Genomic DNA, 18,722 nt, shown 5'->3' with positions numbered 1-18,722 from the left:
TTTTAATTTATTGATTCGTAAGTTTAGCATCAAATTTCTCATCCCAATCCATTGATTTTATTGCAGAAATGAGATTTTCATCATTTACAAAAATTCGTAATTCTTTGTTTGCGACTTTCTTAGTGTATAAAGCGTGATAACGATAAATTACTTCATGCTTTGTTTTGTAAACTCCATCCAATTTTAAATCTATAAAACTTCCGTAATATTGTCTAAACCTTTGACAGGTCTTGGTTAAACGTTCCTCGGTCGTATTTTCCATTACCGATTTGGTTACTTCAGTTTCATTAAAAGGTTTAAATTTTGAAGTATTACAAGTTAGTAAAACTCTTTTTCCTAAATCATAAGCTTTTTGCTGTTGACTTGAGTTTATTTCGGCACCAGAAACTTTCTTAATTTTTAAATCTTCTGTATCTCGGCTTACTATTTTAGATTTACATCCAATTAATAATAACAAACATATAATCAATCCTGCTTTCTTCATAACTATTTAAGTAATTTTTAATAATAAGTTAGGATCGGGGCAATTTTCTATATAAAAGTTTAGGTCTTTTGCATTGCAGACACCTGGATAATCTCCCCAATAATCATCAATTTTGTGAATAATTTGAAAATGGACATGTGGCGCATAATCTCCATTTACTGAGGCATTTCCAAGGGCAGCAATTTTATCTCCCTTTTTAAATTTGTCTCCGATCGTTAAGTTTTCTATACTTTCTAACGACAAATGTCCATATAAAGTATAAAATTTTTCTTTTTCGACTTCATGTTCCAATATTATAGTTGGACCATAATCACCCAAACCAATATTATTTTTAAAACTATGCACTTTACCATCTAAAGCAGCAAGAACCGCAGTTCCGGCTTTTGTCCATAAATCTAAACCAATATGAATATTACGCTCCGGTTTCGATTCGTTAAAAAAAATAGTGCTTCTTTGGTATAAGGAACGACCTTCTATGTAACCTCCAAAAGCAACTTTGGCTTTATTCTTTTTGAGATAACTAAAAATATATTTTTCGAAATCTTCTGATGTATCAAGTTTTTGAGCAACTAATTCCTCATTTGAAACCGATAGATTCAACGGCGTATATTGTGAAACAGGAATTGTTTCATCAATTATTTTAGTAGGTGGTAAGGCATTTAATATTGAGGTGAGGGGCTTCATAAAACTAGGCTACTTTTTTTATAATTATTATTTCATTGTGCACTTCTATTCGAGGCAACATTTTGCTAGTAAACAATGCATTATTTACTTCAGAAATATACTTTCGATTTCTTACGTTATGCGCTTCATCCAAAATCATAGTATTGAATAAGATAAATCCGTCTTCTTTTAATAAAGTGCAAATTCTATCCAAAAAAAACTTTTCAAACAAGAAGTTAGGCATATTAGTATCTTCAAAAATATCAATAATAATAAGGTTGTATTTGTCTTTGGTTTTTAAAACAAATTCAAACGCGTCATCAATAACAACTTCTAATTGCTTAATTTGATTGAGATTAAAATATTGATTGGCTATCTGAATCATTTCAGGATCAATTTCGACTCCTGTAATTTTCCCTTTATAGTTAATTTCATCAACCAGCGTTTTTACTACACTTCCGCCAGCAACACCCAACAACAAAATATGATCCATTTTTAAAATGTTATCATAGCCAATATTTCGAAGTCCATATCTTAATATGCGTTGCAGACTTCCATACGAATAATTAGTATTTTCAGTATCTAAAACTAATTCACCATTTGCCCATGTGACTTCAATTGTTTTGCTTCTTGCAGATTTCTTTTTAAATATTTTTATGGGGATTATATAACTGAAAAATTTTTGAATCATTTTGTATGCTTTTACTCAAATTTACCATTAAATCTTTTATTTTGCACCAAATAATAAGTGTTTAATGAAAAAACTATTGTACAAATTCTTATTTTTTAAGCTAATGGGCTGGAAGATAGTAGGATTGAAAAATGCCGAAATAAAAAAATGTATCTTGATGGTAATGCCGCATACAAGCAATCATGATTTTTATATCGGACTTTTTACTCGTGGCATTTCTGGACTGCAAATGAATTGGGTTGGAAAAAAAGAATTGTTTCGATTTCCTTTTGGATATTATTTCAGAAATGTGGGAGGCGAACCTCTAGATCGTTCAGGTGGCTTAAATAAAGTTGATTCTATTGCTGCCATTTTTGAACGTAAAGAAGTCTTTCGTCTTGCGGTTGCCCCCGAAGGAACTCGTAAAGAAGTAAAAGAAATTAAAACTGGATTTTATTTTATTGCGCTTAAAGCGAAAGTACCAATTGTTCCCGTAGCTTTTGATTGGGGCAAAAAAGAAGTAAATCTTGGCGAACCATTTTACCCAACTGGAAATTACGAAGCAGATTTCGAAATTTTAAAGAAACACTATAAAGGAGTTTTGGGGAAAATTCCAGAAAATGGAGTCAAATTGTAAAATCTGAGAATTTTTTCAAACGCGTGAGAATCGCGTATTTGAAAATTTTCTGTACCAAACTCCAAATACGCGCTAATTTTTGAATTACGGCAAATAGGCTTTAAAAGTCCCATTTTTATAAAAAAGAACAATTTTCTCAATTTCGTCATCATTGAGATTTATATTCCTGTTCTGTAATTCTGAAAAACTCTTTTCAGTTTTTTTGTCTTTATAAAATTCTATAGGAGATAATAAATTTTCGTCTGTGTTCGAATGATGCGAAGTAGGAGATAGAGATTTTAATTTTTCAATTTTTTTATCATTATCAGGAAAATTTCCTCTTCCAATCAAAATCCAATATAAATCTACTTCCGGAAAAACTTCCAGAATTTTCAATATAAAATCTAAACTAGGTTTATTCCTTCCAGATAAAAGATGAGACATACTCGAACGTTGAACTCCAATTTTATCTGCAAATGAAGAAGCATTTAAACCATAATAGTCTAGCACCATTTCAAGTCTTTTAACAAAATCGTCTATGTTTACCATTGTGAAAAATAGTTTAAAATCAGCTATTTACAAATGTAAACAAAAAGAAATAGTAAAGCAATTTCAATTAGTTTAGTATAATAATAAATCAGTTTTTACTTAAATTTTAAATTTAAACAAAACAATTTTAGTATTTGATTTACAATTAAATAGCTATTAAATTTAACACTTTTTGTTTTTAAAAACACAAACAATACTAAACCTATCATTCTGTTTTAAAAATTTGTTTACAATATTAAATTGTTAAAGCTTTTACTCTTTCACAATTGTAAAAATAAAGATGTTTACTTTTGTAAACTAATCAAAACACAATGAATTTAGAACAACTTTTTACACAATATAAAGAGACAACCATCTCAGGAAGATATCTAACTTTAGATCATATTCAACCTCTTTTAGATAAACTAAATACTAACGAACAGGTTCAAATTGTTGGGCAATCTGTTTTAGGTGAACTTATATATAGTTATCAAATTGGAACTGGTCCAACTCGTGTTTATTTGTGGTCACAAATGCACGGAAACGAAAGTACTACTACAAAGGCATTATTTGATTTTATCAATTTATTAAACGGAGAAACTGATTTTGCTAAAAGAATGTTGGAGACATTTACCTTTCTTTCTATTCCTATTTTAAACCCAGACGGCGCAAGATTATACACAAGAGCTAATGCCAATGAAATAGATTTAAATCGTGATTCTCAAGATTTAACACAGCCTGAAAGCAATGTTTTACGTAATGTTTTTGAGAATTTCAAACCTCATTATTGTTTCAATCTTCATGACCAGCGTACTATATTTGGTGCTGGAACTACAGGAAAACCTGCAACAGTGTCTTTTTTGGCACCTTCTTATAATGAAGAAAGAGAAGTTAACGAGAATAGATTAAAAGCTATAAACATTATTGCAGAAATCAATAAAGTACTTCAAGAATTTATTCCAGGTCAGGTTGGACGTTTTGATGATTCGTTCAATATTAATTGTATTGGAGACACTTTTCAATATTTGGGAGTTCCAACAATCTTATTTGAGGCAGGTCATTATCCAGGTGACTACGACAGGGAAATTACACGCAAATACATCTTTTTCGCGTTAATTTTAAGCTTCAAACAAATTTCCGAAAACGATTTAGTTGATAATCGATTTGGTGAATATTTGAATATTTCACAAAATAATGTGGTTTTTTATGATTTTATGTATAAAAATGTCAAAATAAATTATGATGGTATCGAAATTATTACGAATTTTGTCGCTCAATACAAAGAAGAATTAATCGAAAATAAGATTCATTTTAACGCTTACATTGCTGAAGTAGGTGAGTTGGAAAATTTCTTTGGACATTATGAATATGACGCAAAAGGCGAAGAATATTCGGATGATTTCTCAAATTTTCCAAAAGTGGGTCAAAAAGCAAATTTTTATTTAAACAAAAATGTTAAATTTGTTAACGGATTAATAAAAAGTTAATTTTTATGTGAATTTGTTGTTTTTTATATATAATTTTATACTTTGTAATAGCAATTAGTAATATTAATTAAACAATTATGAGTAAATTTCGTTTAGATGAAGTAGATCACCAGATTTTAGATATGTTAATAGACAACACGAGAGTTCCGTTTACTGACATTGCAAAAAAACTTTTGATATCTGCTGGTACGGTACACGTTAGAGTTAAAAAAATGGAGGATGCCGGTATTATCATGGGATCTTCTTTAGCCTTGGATTACGATAAATTAGGGTATTCATTTATTGCTTATGTGGGTGTATTTCTGAATAATACCTCTCAGACAAAATTTGTATTAGAGCGAATTAACCAAATTCCATTCGTTACTGTAGCTTCTGTAACTACAGGGAAATTCAATATTTTTTGCAAAATTAGAGCAAAAGATACTAAACACGCAAAAGAAGTTATTTTCATGATTGATGATATCGATGGTGTGTACAGAACTGAAACTATGATCTCTTTAGAGGAAAGTATAAACGATAAGAAGCGTTTGATGCATACTATTTTCAAAAATATGTAAGAACTTTTCTTGAATGCTATATTAAAATATACCTCAAGTTTATTCTTGGGGTTTTTTTATGACTAATTAACCAACCAACTACAACACAATTATGTATACGTTGCCAAAAATTGAACGTTTTAATCAAGACGTTCTCTCAAAATACCACATTTATAATAGTGTTTTTATAACATTACCTTTTGATTCTATAGATAATACAGGAGTTTTACTTCCTTTATTTACAGAAACTTGCGAAACGGGCTTTAAAAAACAAGAAACACCAAAAGAAATCTTTGAATTCTTTTCAAATAAATTCTTAAACAACGCTTCTGAAACTGAAAAAGTCGATTTAATGTTCCGATTTATTCAGTATATCGAACGTCAAATTGTATTGTTTGATGCTATTGAAGATGCTGCATTTCCAGAAGTAAATAACATGGAAGGACGCGGATCTTTGCGTGACATCAAAGAAAAATCTGATGCTAAAGAAAAAGATGACGAATTGGTAGAGTTTTTAGAAAACTTCAATGTTCGTACGGTTTTAACAGCGCATCCAACTCAATTTTATCCTGGACCAGTTTTAGGAATTATCAATGATTTGACTGAAGCAATTCGCCAAAACGATTTATTACAGATAAAACAATTATTGGCGCAGCTGGGAAAAACTCCTTTTATTCAGCATGAAAAACCAAATCCTTACGATGAAGCCGTGAGTTTAATTTGGTTTTTAGAGAATGTATTCTACGCTACAGCTGGAGAAATTGTACATTATCTTCAGAAGAATATTATGGAAGGAAATCAGATTCAAAATCAGTTGATCAAACTTGGTTTCTGGCCTGGAGGTGATCGTGATGGAAATCCTTTCGTTACTACAGAAATCACACTTAAAGTTGCAGATCGTTTACGTACTTCAATTTTAAAGTGTTATTATGTTGAAATGAGAAATCTTAAACGTAAGCTAACTTTCTCAGGTGTAGATACTTTAGTAGCCGATCTTGAACATAAACTTTACCGTTCTGTTTTTTATTCTAAAGGTGATATTTTTATTACTTTGGAAGAATTATTGACTCAATTAAACAAAATTAGAGCAATCATAATTGAAAAACATCAGTCTTTATATTTAGATGAATTAGAAGCACTTTTGGTAAAAATCAATTTGTTCGGATTCCATTTTGCAACTTTGGATATTCGTCAAAACAGTAAAATTCACAACAAAGTTTTTAAAGATGTTGTAAACTATTACTTAAGTGCAGGTTCTGATATTTTTCCTAAAAACTACTATGAATTAACAGAAGATCAAAAAATTGATGTTTTATCTAAAGTAAAAGGAAATTTAAATCCTGCTGATTTTGAAGATGAAATCACAAGATCTACTTTAGAATCTGTTCAGGCAATTAAAACAATTCAGCATAATAATGGTGAAGAAGGGGCTAATCGTTATATTATCAGTAATAACGAAAGTGCTTTGAACGTGATGGAGACTTTTGCCATGATTCGTTTGAACAATTGGGAAAATCCGTCAGTAGATATTATTCCACTTTTCGAATCTGTTGATGATTTGCAAAATGCACATTCTATTATGGAGCAGTTGTATACTAATCCAGAATATTCTAAACATTTACAATCTAGAGGAAATGAGCAAACTATCATGCTTGGTTTCTCTGATGGAACTAAAGATGGTGGTTATTTGATGGCTAACTGGAGTATTTATCAAGCTAAAATTTCTTTAACTGAAATTTCTAGAAAATACGGAATCAAAGCTATTTTCTTTGATGGACGTGGTGGACCTCCTGCTCGTGGTGGTGGAAAAACACATAAATTCTATGCTTCTTTAGGACCGAAAATTGAAAACAAAGAAATTCAAATCACTGTTCAGGGACAAACAATTAGTTCTAATTTCGGAACTTTAGATTCTTGCCGTTATAATATTGAAAACTTGGTAACTGCTGGTGTTACTAATCAGGTTTTTAGTAAAGATAAAAATGAATTGTCAGCTGATGAAACTCAGATTTTGAACCAGTTAGCTGACTTAGGATACCAAAAATATTTAAGTTTTAAAAATCATCCAAAGTTTATTCCTTATTTGGAAAAGATGAGTACGTTGAAATATTACTCTAAAACGAACATTGGAAGCCGTCCTTCAAAAAGAAGCAAATCTGAATCTTTAGATTTTGCTGATTTAAGAGCGATTCCGTTTGTAGGTTCTTGGAGCCAATTGAAACAAAACGTTCCTGGATTCTTTGGAGTGGGTTCGGCTTTAAAACATTTTGAAGAAAACGGACAATGGGATAAAGTAAGTGATTTATATCATAATTCATTATTTTTCAAAACTTTACTTGAAAACAGTATGATGTCATTGGCAAAATCATTCTTGCCATTAACAGCTTACATGAGTAAAGATCCTGAATTTGGCGAGTTCTGGAATATCATTCACGATGAATTTTCTGAAACGAAAAGACTGCTTTTGAAAATTGCAGGTCACAAAACTTTGATGGAAAATTATCCTGATGGTATTGCTTCAATTCAAATTAGAGAGCGTATTGTATTGCCATTATTGACGATTCAGCAATATGCTTTATTGAGAATTAATGAATTGAATAAAGAAGAAGTTCAAAACGAAGAATTGATTAAAGTTTATGAAAAAATCGTAACTAGATCACTTTTCGGAAATACAAATGCTAGTAGAAATTCAGCTTAACCGAATTATAAATTTAAAATTCATTAAATATGAATGTCAGTGATATTTTAGAAAACGAATACGCAGGTCATTTTGGCACTTACCTTAAAGAAGCTGGTGATGGAAAATTAATCGAAGAATTAGAAATTTCTCTTCATGAATTTATCCGATTTGTTCAAAATATTCCGATGGATAAATTTGATTATCGCTACGCAGAAGGGAAGTGGACGATTAAAGAGATCATTCAGCATGTAATAGATACTGAAAGGATTTTTGCTTACCGCGCTTTACGTTTTTCAAGAAATGATAAAACACCTTTGCCAAGTTTTGAAGAAAGTGATTATGCTGATAATACTGATGCAAATTCTCGAAGTATTCAGGATTTGCTAACTGAATTCTCTGCTGTAAGACATTCAAATTTATTGTTTTACAAAAGTCTATCTGATGAACAGCTTAAAAGAATTGGAACTGCTTCTGGTAATCAAATTTCTGTTCGTGCATTAGGTTTTGTAATAATCGGACATCAAAAACATCATCAAAAAGTTTTTGAAGAAAGATATTTGTAAGAGATAAAAAAAAATCCTGTGAAGTTGATTCACAGGATTTTTTTATTTTAGATGGTTTGACTCTTTCGTTCAATAAAAGCTAAGCCAAATCTAATTTTATCATAAGACATCTTTTCTTCAAAATATTCGAAGTAAGGTCTCAAAGTCTCTGGTTTTTCAAGTTCTATTTGTGCTTTTTCAATTTTTGAAATTTCATCTTCCGAAACAAATTGACTTAAATCTATCTGGTGTCCATCAACATATAGTTTCGCTAAATGAGAAATAATTGTGGTGCGTCCTAAATTTCGGCTTTCAGCTATTTCCTCTACAGAGATTCCGCTCTCAAATAATTCTAAAGTTTTCTTATACGTATTTTCTTTTTTTTCTTTTTTGACAACCGATTTATTCTTATAAAATTCAATTATCGCATTGATAAATTCTGATCCGTATTTTTCTAGTTTTGCTTTACCAACACCTTCAACGGCAAGGAAATCTTCATCTGTCATTGGTCTTAAAATTTCCATTTGACGTAACGAAGCGTCACTGAAAATAACGTAAGCAGGAACTTCTTCTTCCTGAGCAATTTCGTAGCGCAATTTTCGTAGGGTTTCAAAAAGAGAATTTTTAGCCACTTTGACTTTCTCTTGTTTGATTTCGTTTTTATCAACAGTTTTCTTAACGACTGTTGTCAATTTTACTTTTTCTCCTTCAAACAAGACTTTTTTAGCAAAAGGAGTAAGTAATATTTTGTTGTGTTGATGAAAGGCTATTTCGCAATATCCTAAATTGATGAGCTGAATTAAATATTGATTCCAATCATACCAAGAAACATCAGCACCAATTCCGTACGTTTTTAGCTCTTGATAATTTTTTTCGTAGATATATGCATTTCTCGAGCCTCTCAAAAAATCGACAATTACGGCTAAAGGTTCGGATTCTTTTAAACGTACAATAGCAGACAATGCTTTTTGCGCGAGAATCGTACCATCGAAAAAAGTTGGAGGATTTTTGCAAATATCGCAGTTTCCGCAATTCTCTGTAACCAATTCTCCAAAATAAGATAACAGAATTTTTCTACGACAGCTTACAGCATCTGCATACTGTTTCATACGATCCAATTTTGCCAGCTGGATATCAGCATTCAATCCTTCTGAGGCAAATTTTTGAAGTTGGATTACATCAGCATAACTTTCAAAAAGGACAGTTTCTGCTGGAAGTCCATCGCGTCCAGCTCTTCCGATTTCCTGATAATATCCTTCAATATTTTTTGGAAGATTATAGTGAATTACCCAGCGAACATTCGATTTGTCGATTCCCATTCCGAAAGCAATTGTAGCACAAACTACCTGACAGTCATCATTAATAAACTGATCCTGAGTTTTTGCACGAGTTTCAGTATCTAATCCTGCGTGGTATGCTTTTGCTGTAATTCCATTTTTCTTTAATTTTTCAGCAAGTTCTTCTGTAGTTTTACGACTGAGGCAATAAATAATTCCAGATTCGTTAGGTCTATCTTCAATAAAATCGACAATCTGTTTAACTCGATCCAAAGCAGGACGTACTTCTAGACTTAAATTTTTTCTATCAAAAGAAGCAATGAAAGTTTTAGGTCTTATTAAGTTTAATTGTTTTGTAATATCTGTACGGGTTGCTTTGTCAGCTGTAGCTGTTAATGCCAAAACTGGAGTAGAAGGGAAGCGACTTTTGAGATATCCCAAATTGGTATAAGCAGGTCTGAAATCATGACCCCAAGACGAAATACAGTGTGCTTCGTCAATTGCTATCAGACTAATATTTAGCTCATTAAAAGCCATATCTAAATAAGATAAACTTTCGGGAGCAATATAAACTAATTTAAAAGTGTTTGATTTTAGATTATCTATATAATATTGCTGTTCTTGCGAAGATTGCGAACTATTAATATAACAAGCTGATATACCGTTGGTTTTTAAACTATCAACCTGGTCTTTCATTAATGCGATAAGCGGAGAAATTACAATTGTAATTCCCGGTAGAATTAAAGCAGGAAGTTGAAAACATATTGATTTTCCTCCTCCAGTCGGCATAATGGCTAATGCATCTTGCCCCGAAAGTATGGTATTGATAATCGTTTCCTGATTTGGTCTGAATTTCTCAAAACCAAAGTTTTCTTTTAGAGTAGCGTGTAAAATTTCTGAAGTCATAGGCGTATAATTTTTATGTTATAAATATAAAATTAAAAATAATCTTACAAAACATAAAAATATAAATTTCGTTTAAAGTTTAATTCAAAATAAAAAAAAGGAACCCAAATAGAGTTCCTTTTAATATTTTAAGAAAATGAATTAATCTTCATCGTCCTCATCTTCATCATCGTAATCTGTATCTGCTTTATCGTTGTCATCATCATCGTCATCGTCATCACCTCCGTCAGTATCAGGTTTGTCTTGATTATCATCATCATCGTCATCGTCGCTGATATCGTCATCAAGATCCATACCTTTAACTGGTGCAATTGCATCTACGTCAACATCTAAATCATCATCTTCATCGTAGTTTTCAATTCTGTCAGCCAATTTAGTACTAATTTTTACTAAATAAATAGTATCCTCAGTACGAACTTCAACAGCTTCAACCAATTCGTTTTTAGCATTTCTAAAACGGATTACATCCGAATCATCGTAACCATCAGGAAATTTCTCCACCAAAAGGTTCAAAATTTCATTGGTAAGTTTAGCGTAGTCTACTATAACTCTTTTCATAAATTATTTTATAAATCTAATAAATATGCAAAAATTAACGGAGCAACGATAGTCGCATCCGACTCAATAATAAATTTCGGGGTTTTGATGTCTAATTTACCCCAAGTGATTTTTTCATTTGGAACTGCTCCAGAATAAGAACCATAACTGGTTGTCGAATCTGAAATTTGGCAGAAATAGCTCCAGAACGGAACATCATGCATTTCCATATCTTGGTACAACATTGGTACAACACAGATAGGGAAGTCCCCAGCAATACCACCACCGATTTGGAAAAATCCAATTCCGTTTGAACTGTTTTTAGAATACCAATCCGCAAGGAAAGTCATGTATTCAATTCCAGATTTCATGGTAGATGCTTTTAAATCTCCTTTAATTACGTATGAAGCAAAGATATTTCCCATTGTACTATCTTCCCATCCTGGTACGATAATCGGTAAATTTTTCTCTGCAGCTGCATACATCCAGCTATCTTTTAAATCAATTTCGTAATATTCTTCCAGTACACCAGACAACAACATTTTATACATGAATTCATGCGGAAAATAACGTTCTCCTTTATCATCTGCATCTTTCCAAATTTTGTAAATGTGTTTTTGTAAACGACGGAAAGCTTCATGTTCAGGAATACATGTATCTGTAACACGGTTTAATCCTCTTTCTAATAAAGCCCATTCGTCTTCCGGAGTTAAATCACGGTAATTAGGAACTCTTTCATAGTGAGAATGAGCTACCAAATTCATGATGTCTTCTTCTAGATTCGCACCAGTACATGAAATAATATGTACTTTGTCTTGTCTGATTACTTCGGCAAAAATTTTACCAATTTCAGCTGTACTCATTGCGCCAGCCATACTCACAAGCATCTTTGCACCATCGGCTAATTGCTGCTCGTATGCTTTTGCAGCATCAACTAATGAAGCAGAGTTAAAATGCAAATAATGTTTTTCAATAAACTGACTGATTGGTCCTTTCATTTCTTTTGTTTTTGTTTTTTTTTTGAATTAAAAAGTTTAACCTTTTTGGATGTTAATGCAAATTAAGAATTTTCTAAAGATATCCATTACTTAATTTGCCGTTTTTTTACAACTTTTTTTTGTATCCTAAAATCTTCAAAACGTCGTCTGAAGTCTGTTGTTCTGAGAATACCTCAGTTGCCAGAATTCCGTTTTCGTCTCTGTCAATTAGAATATGTTTTGGTTGTGGAATTAAACAGTGGTGTAAACCTCCGTATCCTCCAATTGTCTCCTGATAAGCTCCAGTATTAAAGAAACCAATATATAAAGGTTTCTCTTTGTTATACTTTGGCAAATAAATGGCATTCATGTTTTGCTCTGAGTTGTAATAATCGTCACTATCACAAGTCAGACCTCCCAACAGAACCCGTTCGTAGGTATCATTCCAGCGATTTACCGCTAGCATAATAAAACGTTTGTTTATAGCCCAAGTATCTGGTAAAGTGGTAATGAAAGAAGAATCAATCATATTCCATTTTTCTCTATCATTTTGTTGTTTTTGATACAAAATCTGATAGATTGCACCACCGCTTTCGCCTACAGTAAATGATCCAAATTCCGTAAAAATATTTGGAACATCAACTTCAGCTTCATCACAAGCAATTTTGATTTGATTGATAATTTCATCAATCATGTATTGATAATCATATTCAAAGGCAAGTGAGTTTTTAATTGGGAAACCACCTCCAATGTTCAAACCGTCAAGAGTAGGGCACTCTTTTTTAAGAGCAATGTATACTTTAATACATTTTACAAGCTCATTCCAGTAATATGATGTATCGTTGATTCCAGTATTGATAAAGAAGTGAAGCATTTTAAGCTCTAATTTATCGTTTTCCTGGATTTGTTTTTTATAGAAAGAAACAATGTTTTTGTAACCAATTCCTAATCTTGAAGTATAAAACTCAAATTTAGGCTCTTCCTCAGCAGCAATACGAATTCCAATTTTGAATTTTCCTTTAATTTCTGCTTGAAGTAAATCTAACTCTTCATAATTATCAATAATCGGAATAGTATTTTTATGTCCGTTGTTGATTAATCTTGCGATATTAGAAATGTATTCGTCTCTTTTGAAACCGTTACAGATTACGTAAGTACTTTTATTGATTTTACCATTCTCCAACAAATTCTCTACGATGTTTACATCAAATGCAGATGAAGTTTCGATGTGAATATTGTTTTTAAATGCCTCATTCATAATATATTCAAAATGAGAACTTTTTGTACAATAACAATAGTAGTATTTTGCGTCGTATTTGTTTTTTTCCATCGATTTTCTGAACCAAGCTTTCGCTTTATTGATGTTTTCAGAAATCTGAGGCAAATAAGTAAACTTTAACGGTGTTCCGTATTGTTCAACCAATTTCATCAAATCGATATTGTGAAACAATAAGTTGTCTTTGTTTAGTTTAAATTCCTCTTGTGGAAAGTAGTATGTTTGGTTTATTAGATCCGAATATTTTGTATTCATTTATTTGTCAATTTTTAGAGATTGTAATTTTTACTTGTAATTTAGATATTAAGGTACTAAATCTTAAATTCAAACTCTAATATTGGCGAATATAATCGGCAGTTTTTCGTGCTCGGCTTTTGAACATTGGAAAACATCAAAACAAAGCGGACTTTTACTATTGTAAAAACGATTCAACATTCTTAATAAAGAACTGTTGAGACGGTTTCGATAAGAGCTAAAATTTCTTTGCTGCTTGTTTGTTTTCATGGGGCAAATGTAAAAAATAAAATATACCAAATGCAACGCTTTCGATTAAAAAAAGTTTAAGATTTATAATCTTGAAACGCGTCTAGAATTAATTTATTTTCAACGGATTGGTTAATTTTTATCTTACCGATTCCTTCAATCAACGCAAATTGAATTAAACCATATTCATTTTTTTTGTCATGAATAAGCAATTCTAATATCGGATTGATGTCATTTTCTTCAAAAATAACATCATCATAAATCCCCTTAATAATGGTTTTGATTTCTCTGTATTCTTCTTCAGAAATTAAATTTTTCTTCAATGAAATATAACTTTCTAAAATCATTCCGACAGCAATAGCCTCTCCATGTAATAAAGTTGTTTTTTCTTCACTTTCTAAAAAATATCCTTCAATAGCATGACCTAGAGTATGTCCGAAATTTAAGGCTTTACGAATGTTTTTTTCTGTTGGATCCTGAATAACGATTTCATTTTTAATTTCAACAGAACGATAAATCAATTGATCCAATTCATCAAAAACAATAGATTTTAACTCTGAAAACTGTCTCCAATAAGGCGCATCGTAAATTAAACCATGTTTAAGCATTTCGGCTAAACCAGATCGCATTTCGGTTTGTGGTAAAGTTTCTAAATATTCTGTATCAATTAATACCATTTGCGGCACATTGATTACACCAATCTGGTTTTTAAGATTTCCTAAGTCAACACCCGTTTTCCCTCCAACAGAAGCATCAACCATAGATAGTAATGTTGTAGGAACATTGATGAAATCTACACCTCTTTTAAAAGTAGAAGCGACAAAACCACCTAAATCAGTTACTACACCGCCACCAACATTAATAACAAGGGTTTTTCTATCTGCTCCAAGCTCTGTTAGAATGTTCCAGATTTCGATGCAAGTTTCGATATTTTTATTTGCTTCTCCAGCTTCAAACTCAATAATTTCGATCGCTAAATCTGTTTCTAAATGCGGAATAAACTTTGGAAGACAATATTCGTTTGTCTGATCGTCAACAATAATAAATATATTGGAGTATTTATTCTCTTTTAAATGTTTATTTAAAGCTTCGTATGCATTTTGGTTGAAATGCACTAGATAATTATTGGCCTGAATAGATTGCATAATTCTTTAGTTAATTGAAAGCGCAAAAATAAGGCATTTTAAACTAATTAATATTCAAACTTTATCTCTAATTTGTTTAAAATGTACCTAATTTATCCACATTATAATTAAGGATAAAACATTTGCTTTATAATCGAATGCTTTATTATGTTATTATTTAAAGATACTCAAAAATATCGTCCTGTTTTGTGAAGAATATTCAAAACACTCTCTATCTTTGCATAAAAACTAAACTTAATGGAAAAAATATTCGATAACACTCAGGTTGCATTTTCACTAAAAAGTGATACAGAACTTGATAGAGCTTATTTTCTTTTTAAAATGATTGATAGCGAGCCTTTGGTTCGTATTGGTACTGCTGTCACTAATTTTGCAATAAAAGCACACCTTCCAGTTGAAGGATTAATCCGTGCTACCGTTTTTGATCACTTTTGTGGTGGTGTAAACGAAAACGACTGTTTGACCGTGGTGGACAAAATGTTTACTAAAGGTGTTTCGTCTGTATTGGATTATTCAGTTGAAGGAAAAGAAGAGGAAGAGCAGTTTGATGCCGCTTTGGAAATGACCCTAAAAACTATCGAATTTGCCAAAGAACGTTTAGCAATTCCGTTCGCAGTATTTAAGCCGACTGGTTTAGGACGTTTTGAATTGTATGAAAAATTAGGAGAGAAACAAACTCTTAATCCTGCTGAACAAGAAGAATGGAATAGAGTAGTAGCACGTTTTGACGAAGTTTGTAGCGAGGCTCACAAAAAAGATGTGGCGTTGTTAATTGATGGTGAAGAAAGCTGGATGCAAGACGCAGCTGATGATTTGGTTACCGAAATGATGCGTAAATACAATAAAGAAAAAGCAATTATCTTCAATACATTGCAAATGTATCGTTGGGATCGTTTGGATTATTTAAAAGGTTTGCACGAAATTGCGAAAAATGAAGGTTTCTTTATCGGAATGAAATTAGTTCGTGGTGCTTACATGGAAAAAGAAAATAAACGTGCAGAAGAAAAAGGCTATGTTTCTCCAATCTGTGTTTCTAAACAAGCTACCGATGATAATTATGATGCTGCTGTAAATTATATGTTAGATCATATCGAAACGATGTCAATTTTTGCTGGAACTCATAACGAATTAAGTTCATACAAACTTATGGAAATGATGGCACAGAAAGGAATTGCTAAAAACGATAACAGAATCTGGTTTGGACAATTATATGGAATGAGCGACAATATTAGCTACAACTTAGCTGAAAATGGTTATAACGTAGCCAAATATCTTCCGTTTGGACCTGTTAAAGATGTTATGCCATACTTGATTCGTCGTGCTGAAGAAAACACTTCAGTTGCCGGACAAACAAGCCGCGAATTATCGATGATTAAAGCAGAACGTAAACGTAGAAAAGGGAAGGAGTAGTTTTTAGTCTCAGTCTCAGTCTCAGTCTCAGTTTACAGGATAGAACAAAAAACTCCAATCTTTCGATTGGAGTTTTTTTATTGTTTTGGATTTTGGAATTTCAAAATTTGGAATTTAATTAAGAGTTACTAAACTGTAGATTACTTAAATTCTTGTAAATACCATTCTCAAGATTTATTAACTCTTGATGGGTTCCTTCTTCAGAGATTTTTCCGTTGTCTAAAACTAGGATTTTATCAGCATTTCTAATCGTCGATAGTCGGTGAGCAATAATAATACTCGTTCTTCCTTCCATTAAAACTTCTAAAGCTTCCTGAACTAATTTTTCGCTTTCACTATCTAAAGAAGATGTAGCTTCATCTAAAATCAAAATACTTGGGTTTTTAAGCAATGCTCTTGCAATGGCAATACGTTGACGCTGACCTCCAGAAAGTTTAACACCACGTTCTCCAACCAAAGTTTCGAATTTTTCTGGGAAACCATCGACAAAGTTGAAAGCATTGGCTTGTTTTGCTGCTGCAATAATTTCTTCTTCTGAAGCATTTGGATTTCCGTAAGCGATATTTTCTCTAATTGTTCCTCCAAATAAAATTACGTCTTGAGGAACAATACTCATATTTCCACGAAGATCTTCTAAATCATAATCATAAATATTTTTTCCGTCAACCGAGATTTCTCCTGAAGTGATATCGTAAAAACGCAATAAAAGAGAAGAAATAGTAGATTTTCCAGCACCACTTGGCCCAACGATGGCAATTTTTTGTCCGAATTCGGCATTGAAATTAACGTCTTTTAAAACCTGAACTTCTTTTCTTGAAGGATAACTGAAAGCAACATTTTTGAATGCTACATTCCCTTTTATTTTTTCAACAGCTGTAAGTCTAGGTTTCGCATTAATTTCCTCTGGAGTTTCTTCCAATAATTCAAAAACACGTTCTGTTGCTCCAACCGCTTTTTGAATCTGTGCATACATTTCGGCAATTCCTCCAAAAGAAGCACCAATAAAAGTTGTGTATAATACGAATGAGATCAAATCTCCAACACCTTCAACTTCACCTTTTATTGTTAATGTAATTCCGTACCAAACTACAGCTACAACACATCCGAAAAGGCAAAGAATAATAAATGAAGCAAAATAACCTCTGTATTGACCGCCTTTAATAGCAATTTTTACAATTTCTCTAATTTTGTTTTTATAACGTTGAATTTCATACCATTCGTTAGCAAATGCTTTTACATTGCTGATTCCTTGTAAAGTTTCTTCAACGATTACCTGGCTTTCGGCAACTTTATCTTGTGTCTTTTTTCCGTATTTACGAATGAATCTTCCAAAGATTACGGCAGCAACCGCTACAACAGGCACAATTGCCAACATCATTAAAGTTAATTTTGGACTAATGCTTCCTAAGATTACAAAACCACCAATTATTAGAATGAACTGACGTAAAAACTCAGCGATTGTCGTACTGAAAGTATCTTGTAATTGAGAAATATCAGCACTGATTCTACTGTTTAATTCTCCAACACGTTTTTGAGAGTAAAACGACATTGGTAATTTGATCAGGTTTTCATACAACGCAAAGCGAATGTTTGAAAGGGAATTTTCTGTAAAGTTTACAAATAATGAAATTCTGAAAAAAGAAAAAACGGCCTGAAGCACTAAAATGGCCATTAATCCCAATGCGATTTCGTTTGCTTTAGAAAGATCTTTGTTTGTAACGCAATCTACAAGCATTCCCATTAATTTAGGAAAGGCTAGGGCAGTAGCGCTTGTTAGAAATAAAAAAATCAAACCAAGGAAAAATTTCCATTTGTGGCTTTTAGCATATTTAAAAATTCGAAGTGCTTTTTGAAGAGAGTTAGCGTTTAATTTAGCTTTTGGTAAATCATTTTCTTGAAATCTTGCCATTTGAATATACAATTAAGGTAAGCAAAGGTATGATTATAGCAAATTACTGCAAAAGGTTTATTGCGAAATAGCTTTTCTATATTCAATTTTTAACTAAAATTAAGAAAACGTGTTTTTTTCTATATTTTTAAATTGCTGAAAAATAGATTTCTAAATGTTCTAATGAAATTATTTTTAACTTTTTTCAAAAAAAGACTTGTAAATATAAAATCTAGCTGTATATTTGCACTCGCAATCACAAACAATAGCAACCTAGTAAAATAGGGCGATTAGCTCAGCTGGTTCAGAGCACCTCGTTTACACCGAGGGGGTCGGGGGTTCGAACCCCTCATCGCCCACAAATTCCAAAACTCCAAAGTCTTATGATTTTGGAGTTTTTTTTTATCTTAACTTTTTCAATAAATAGGATTTTGAACATCTTCAATTATAAATCTTTTATCAATTGCTTCCTCCACTACTGTAGAAGGTATTCCAAATTCTGTTATGGCAAGATCTAGTACTGACTCAATCGTCATTCCTTCTGTTGCCCAACACTCTATAATTTCAGTTGAGCCAGTATCGGCACAATAGATAATTTTTTCAGAACCTACTAACTT

Annotated in this window: 17 protein-coding genes and 1 tRNA gene; 7 read left to right on the top strand and 11 right to left on the bottom strand. The window is 31.8% G+C overall.

The features are described 5' to 3' along the window. Positions 1-7: 7 nt before the first annotated feature. Genes VGE71_RS22985 through VGE71_RS22975 form a run of 3 tightly spaced genes read right to left on the bottom strand, consistent with a single transcriptional unit; the run spans position 8 to position 1,838 of the window. On the bottom strand, positions 8-484 hold the full coding sequence (locus tag VGE71_RS22985; RefSeq protein WP_331140414.1) for a hypothetical protein: 477 nt from the start codon (positions 482-484) through the stop codon (positions 8-10). Between the two features lie 6 nt (positions 485-490). Continuing rightward, a complete protein-coding gene (locus tag VGE71_RS22980; protein WP_331140413.1) occupies positions 491-1,168 on the bottom strand; it encodes a peptidoglycan DD-metalloendopeptidase family protein in 678 nt (225 codons plus the stop codon). A 4-nt stretch (positions 1,169-1,172) separates the two neighbouring features. After that, a complete protein-coding gene (locus tag VGE71_RS22975) occupies positions 1,173-1,838 on the bottom strand; it encodes a fused MFS/spermidine synthase (protein WP_331140412.1) in 666 nt (221 codons plus the stop codon). A gap of 64 nt (positions 1,839-1,902) precedes the next feature. Here VGE71_RS22975 and VGE71_RS22970 point away from each other — a divergent pair, with 64 nt between their 5' ends. Then, positions 1,903-2,454, top strand: coding sequence for a 1-acyl-sn-glycerol-3-phosphate acyltransferase (locus VGE71_RS22970; RefSeq protein WP_331140411.1), 552 nt, complete (start codon positions 1,903-1,905; stop codon positions 2,452-2,454). An 84-nt stretch (positions 2,455-2,538) separates the two neighbouring features. Here the strand turns inward: VGE71_RS22970 and VGE71_RS22965 are convergent, their stop codons facing one another. Further along, complete coding sequence (locus VGE71_RS22965; RefSeq protein WP_331140410.1) at positions 2,539-2,982, bottom strand: helix-turn-helix transcriptional regulator; 444 nt, start codon at positions 2,980-2,982, stop codon at positions 2,539-2,541. A 311-nt stretch (positions 2,983-3,293) separates the two neighbouring features. On the opposite strand from VGE71_RS22965, the gene VGE71_RS22960 reads away from it, so the two are divergent. The 4 genes from VGE71_RS22960 (at position 3,294) to VGE71_RS22945 (ending at position 8,227) form a co-directional block, all read left to right on the top strand. After that, positions 3,294-4,448, top strand: a complete 1,155-nt coding sequence (locus VGE71_RS22960) for a M14 metallopeptidase family protein (protein WP_331140409.1) — start codon at positions 3,294-3,296, stop codon at positions 4,446-4,448. Positions 4,449-4,525: 77 nt separating this feature from the next. After that, positions 4,526-5,005, top strand: coding sequence for an Lrp/AsnC family transcriptional regulator (locus VGE71_RS22955; protein WP_008468989.1), 480 nt, complete (start codon positions 4,526-4,528; stop codon positions 5,003-5,005). A 91-nt stretch (positions 5,006-5,096) separates the two neighbouring features. Beyond that, complete coding sequence (locus tag VGE71_RS22950) at positions 5,097-7,682, top strand: phosphoenolpyruvate carboxylase (RefSeq protein ID WP_331140408.1); 2,586 nt, start codon at positions 5,097-5,099, stop codon at positions 7,680-7,682. A gap of 29 nt (positions 7,683-7,711) precedes the next feature. Then, a complete protein-coding gene (locus tag VGE71_RS22945; RefSeq protein ID WP_331140407.1) occupies positions 7,712-8,227 on the top strand; it encodes a DinB family protein in 516 nt (171 codons plus the stop codon). Positions 8,228-8,274: 47 nt separating this feature from the next. Here the strand turns inward: VGE71_RS22945 and recQ are convergent, their stop codons facing one another. The 5 genes from recQ to aroB form a co-directional block, all read right to left on the bottom strand. Then, positions 8,275-10,389, bottom strand: coding sequence for a DNA helicase RecQ (recQ, locus tag VGE71_RS22940; RefSeq protein WP_331140406.1), 2,115 nt, complete (start codon positions 10,387-10,389; stop codon positions 8,275-8,277). A gap of 141 nt (positions 10,390-10,530) precedes the next feature. Continuing rightward, complete coding sequence (locus VGE71_RS22935; protein ID WP_331140405.1) at positions 10,531-10,947, bottom strand: DNA primase; 417 nt, start codon at positions 10,945-10,947, stop codon at positions 10,531-10,533. A gap of 8 nt (positions 10,948-10,955) precedes the next feature. After that, entirely contained in the window at positions 10,956-11,924 is a 969-nt protein-coding gene (locus VGE71_RS22930) for a deoxyhypusine synthase family protein (protein WP_057117936.1), read from the bottom strand. Positions 11,925-12,030: 106 nt separating this feature from the next. Further along, entirely contained in the window at positions 12,031-13,434 is a 1,404-nt protein-coding gene (locus VGE71_RS22925; RefSeq protein WP_144212632.1) for an arginine decarboxylase, read from the bottom strand. A 305-nt stretch (positions 13,435-13,739) separates the two neighbouring features. Then, positions 13,740-14,807, bottom strand: coding sequence for a 3-dehydroquinate synthase (gene aroB / locus VGE71_RS22920; RefSeq protein ID WP_331140404.1), 1,068 nt, complete (start codon positions 14,805-14,807; stop codon positions 13,740-13,742). A gap of 237 nt (positions 14,808-15,044) precedes the next feature. On the opposite strand from aroB, the gene VGE71_RS22915 reads away from it, so the two are divergent. After that, the gene (locus VGE71_RS22915) at positions 15,045-16,217 is read left to right on the top strand and encodes a proline dehydrogenase family protein (protein ID WP_331140403.1); all 1,173 of its coding nucleotides are present in this window, start codon (positions 15,045-15,047) and stop codon (positions 16,215-16,217) included. Between the two features lie 118 nt (positions 16,218-16,335). On the opposite strand, the gene VGE71_RS22910 is transcribed toward VGE71_RS22915, so the two are convergent. Then, positions 16,336-18,126, bottom strand: coding sequence for an ABC transporter ATP-binding protein (locus tag VGE71_RS22910; protein ID WP_331140402.1), 1,791 nt, complete (start codon positions 18,124-18,126; stop codon positions 16,336-16,338). Between the two features lie 263 nt (positions 18,127-18,389). Between VGE71_RS22910 and VGE71_RS22905 the strand changes: the two genes are divergently transcribed. Further along, positions 18,390-18,464: transfer RNA gene (locus VGE71_RS22905), tRNA-Val, on the top strand. A gap of 57 nt (positions 18,465-18,521) precedes the next feature. Here the strand turns inward: VGE71_RS22905 and VGE71_RS22900 are convergent. Beyond that, positions 18,522-18,722, bottom strand: a 201-nt coding sequence (locus VGE71_RS22900; RefSeq protein WP_331140401.1) for a hypothetical protein, incomplete at its 5' end; no start/stop codon positions are given.

The organism is Flavobacterium sp. (assembly GCF_036405015.1).
In the GTDB taxonomy this organism is placed as follows: Bacteria; Bacteroidota; Bacteroidia; order Flavobacteriales; family Flavobacteriaceae; genus Flavobacterium.
This window is presented reverse-complemented; position numbering and strand designations above follow the sequence as displayed.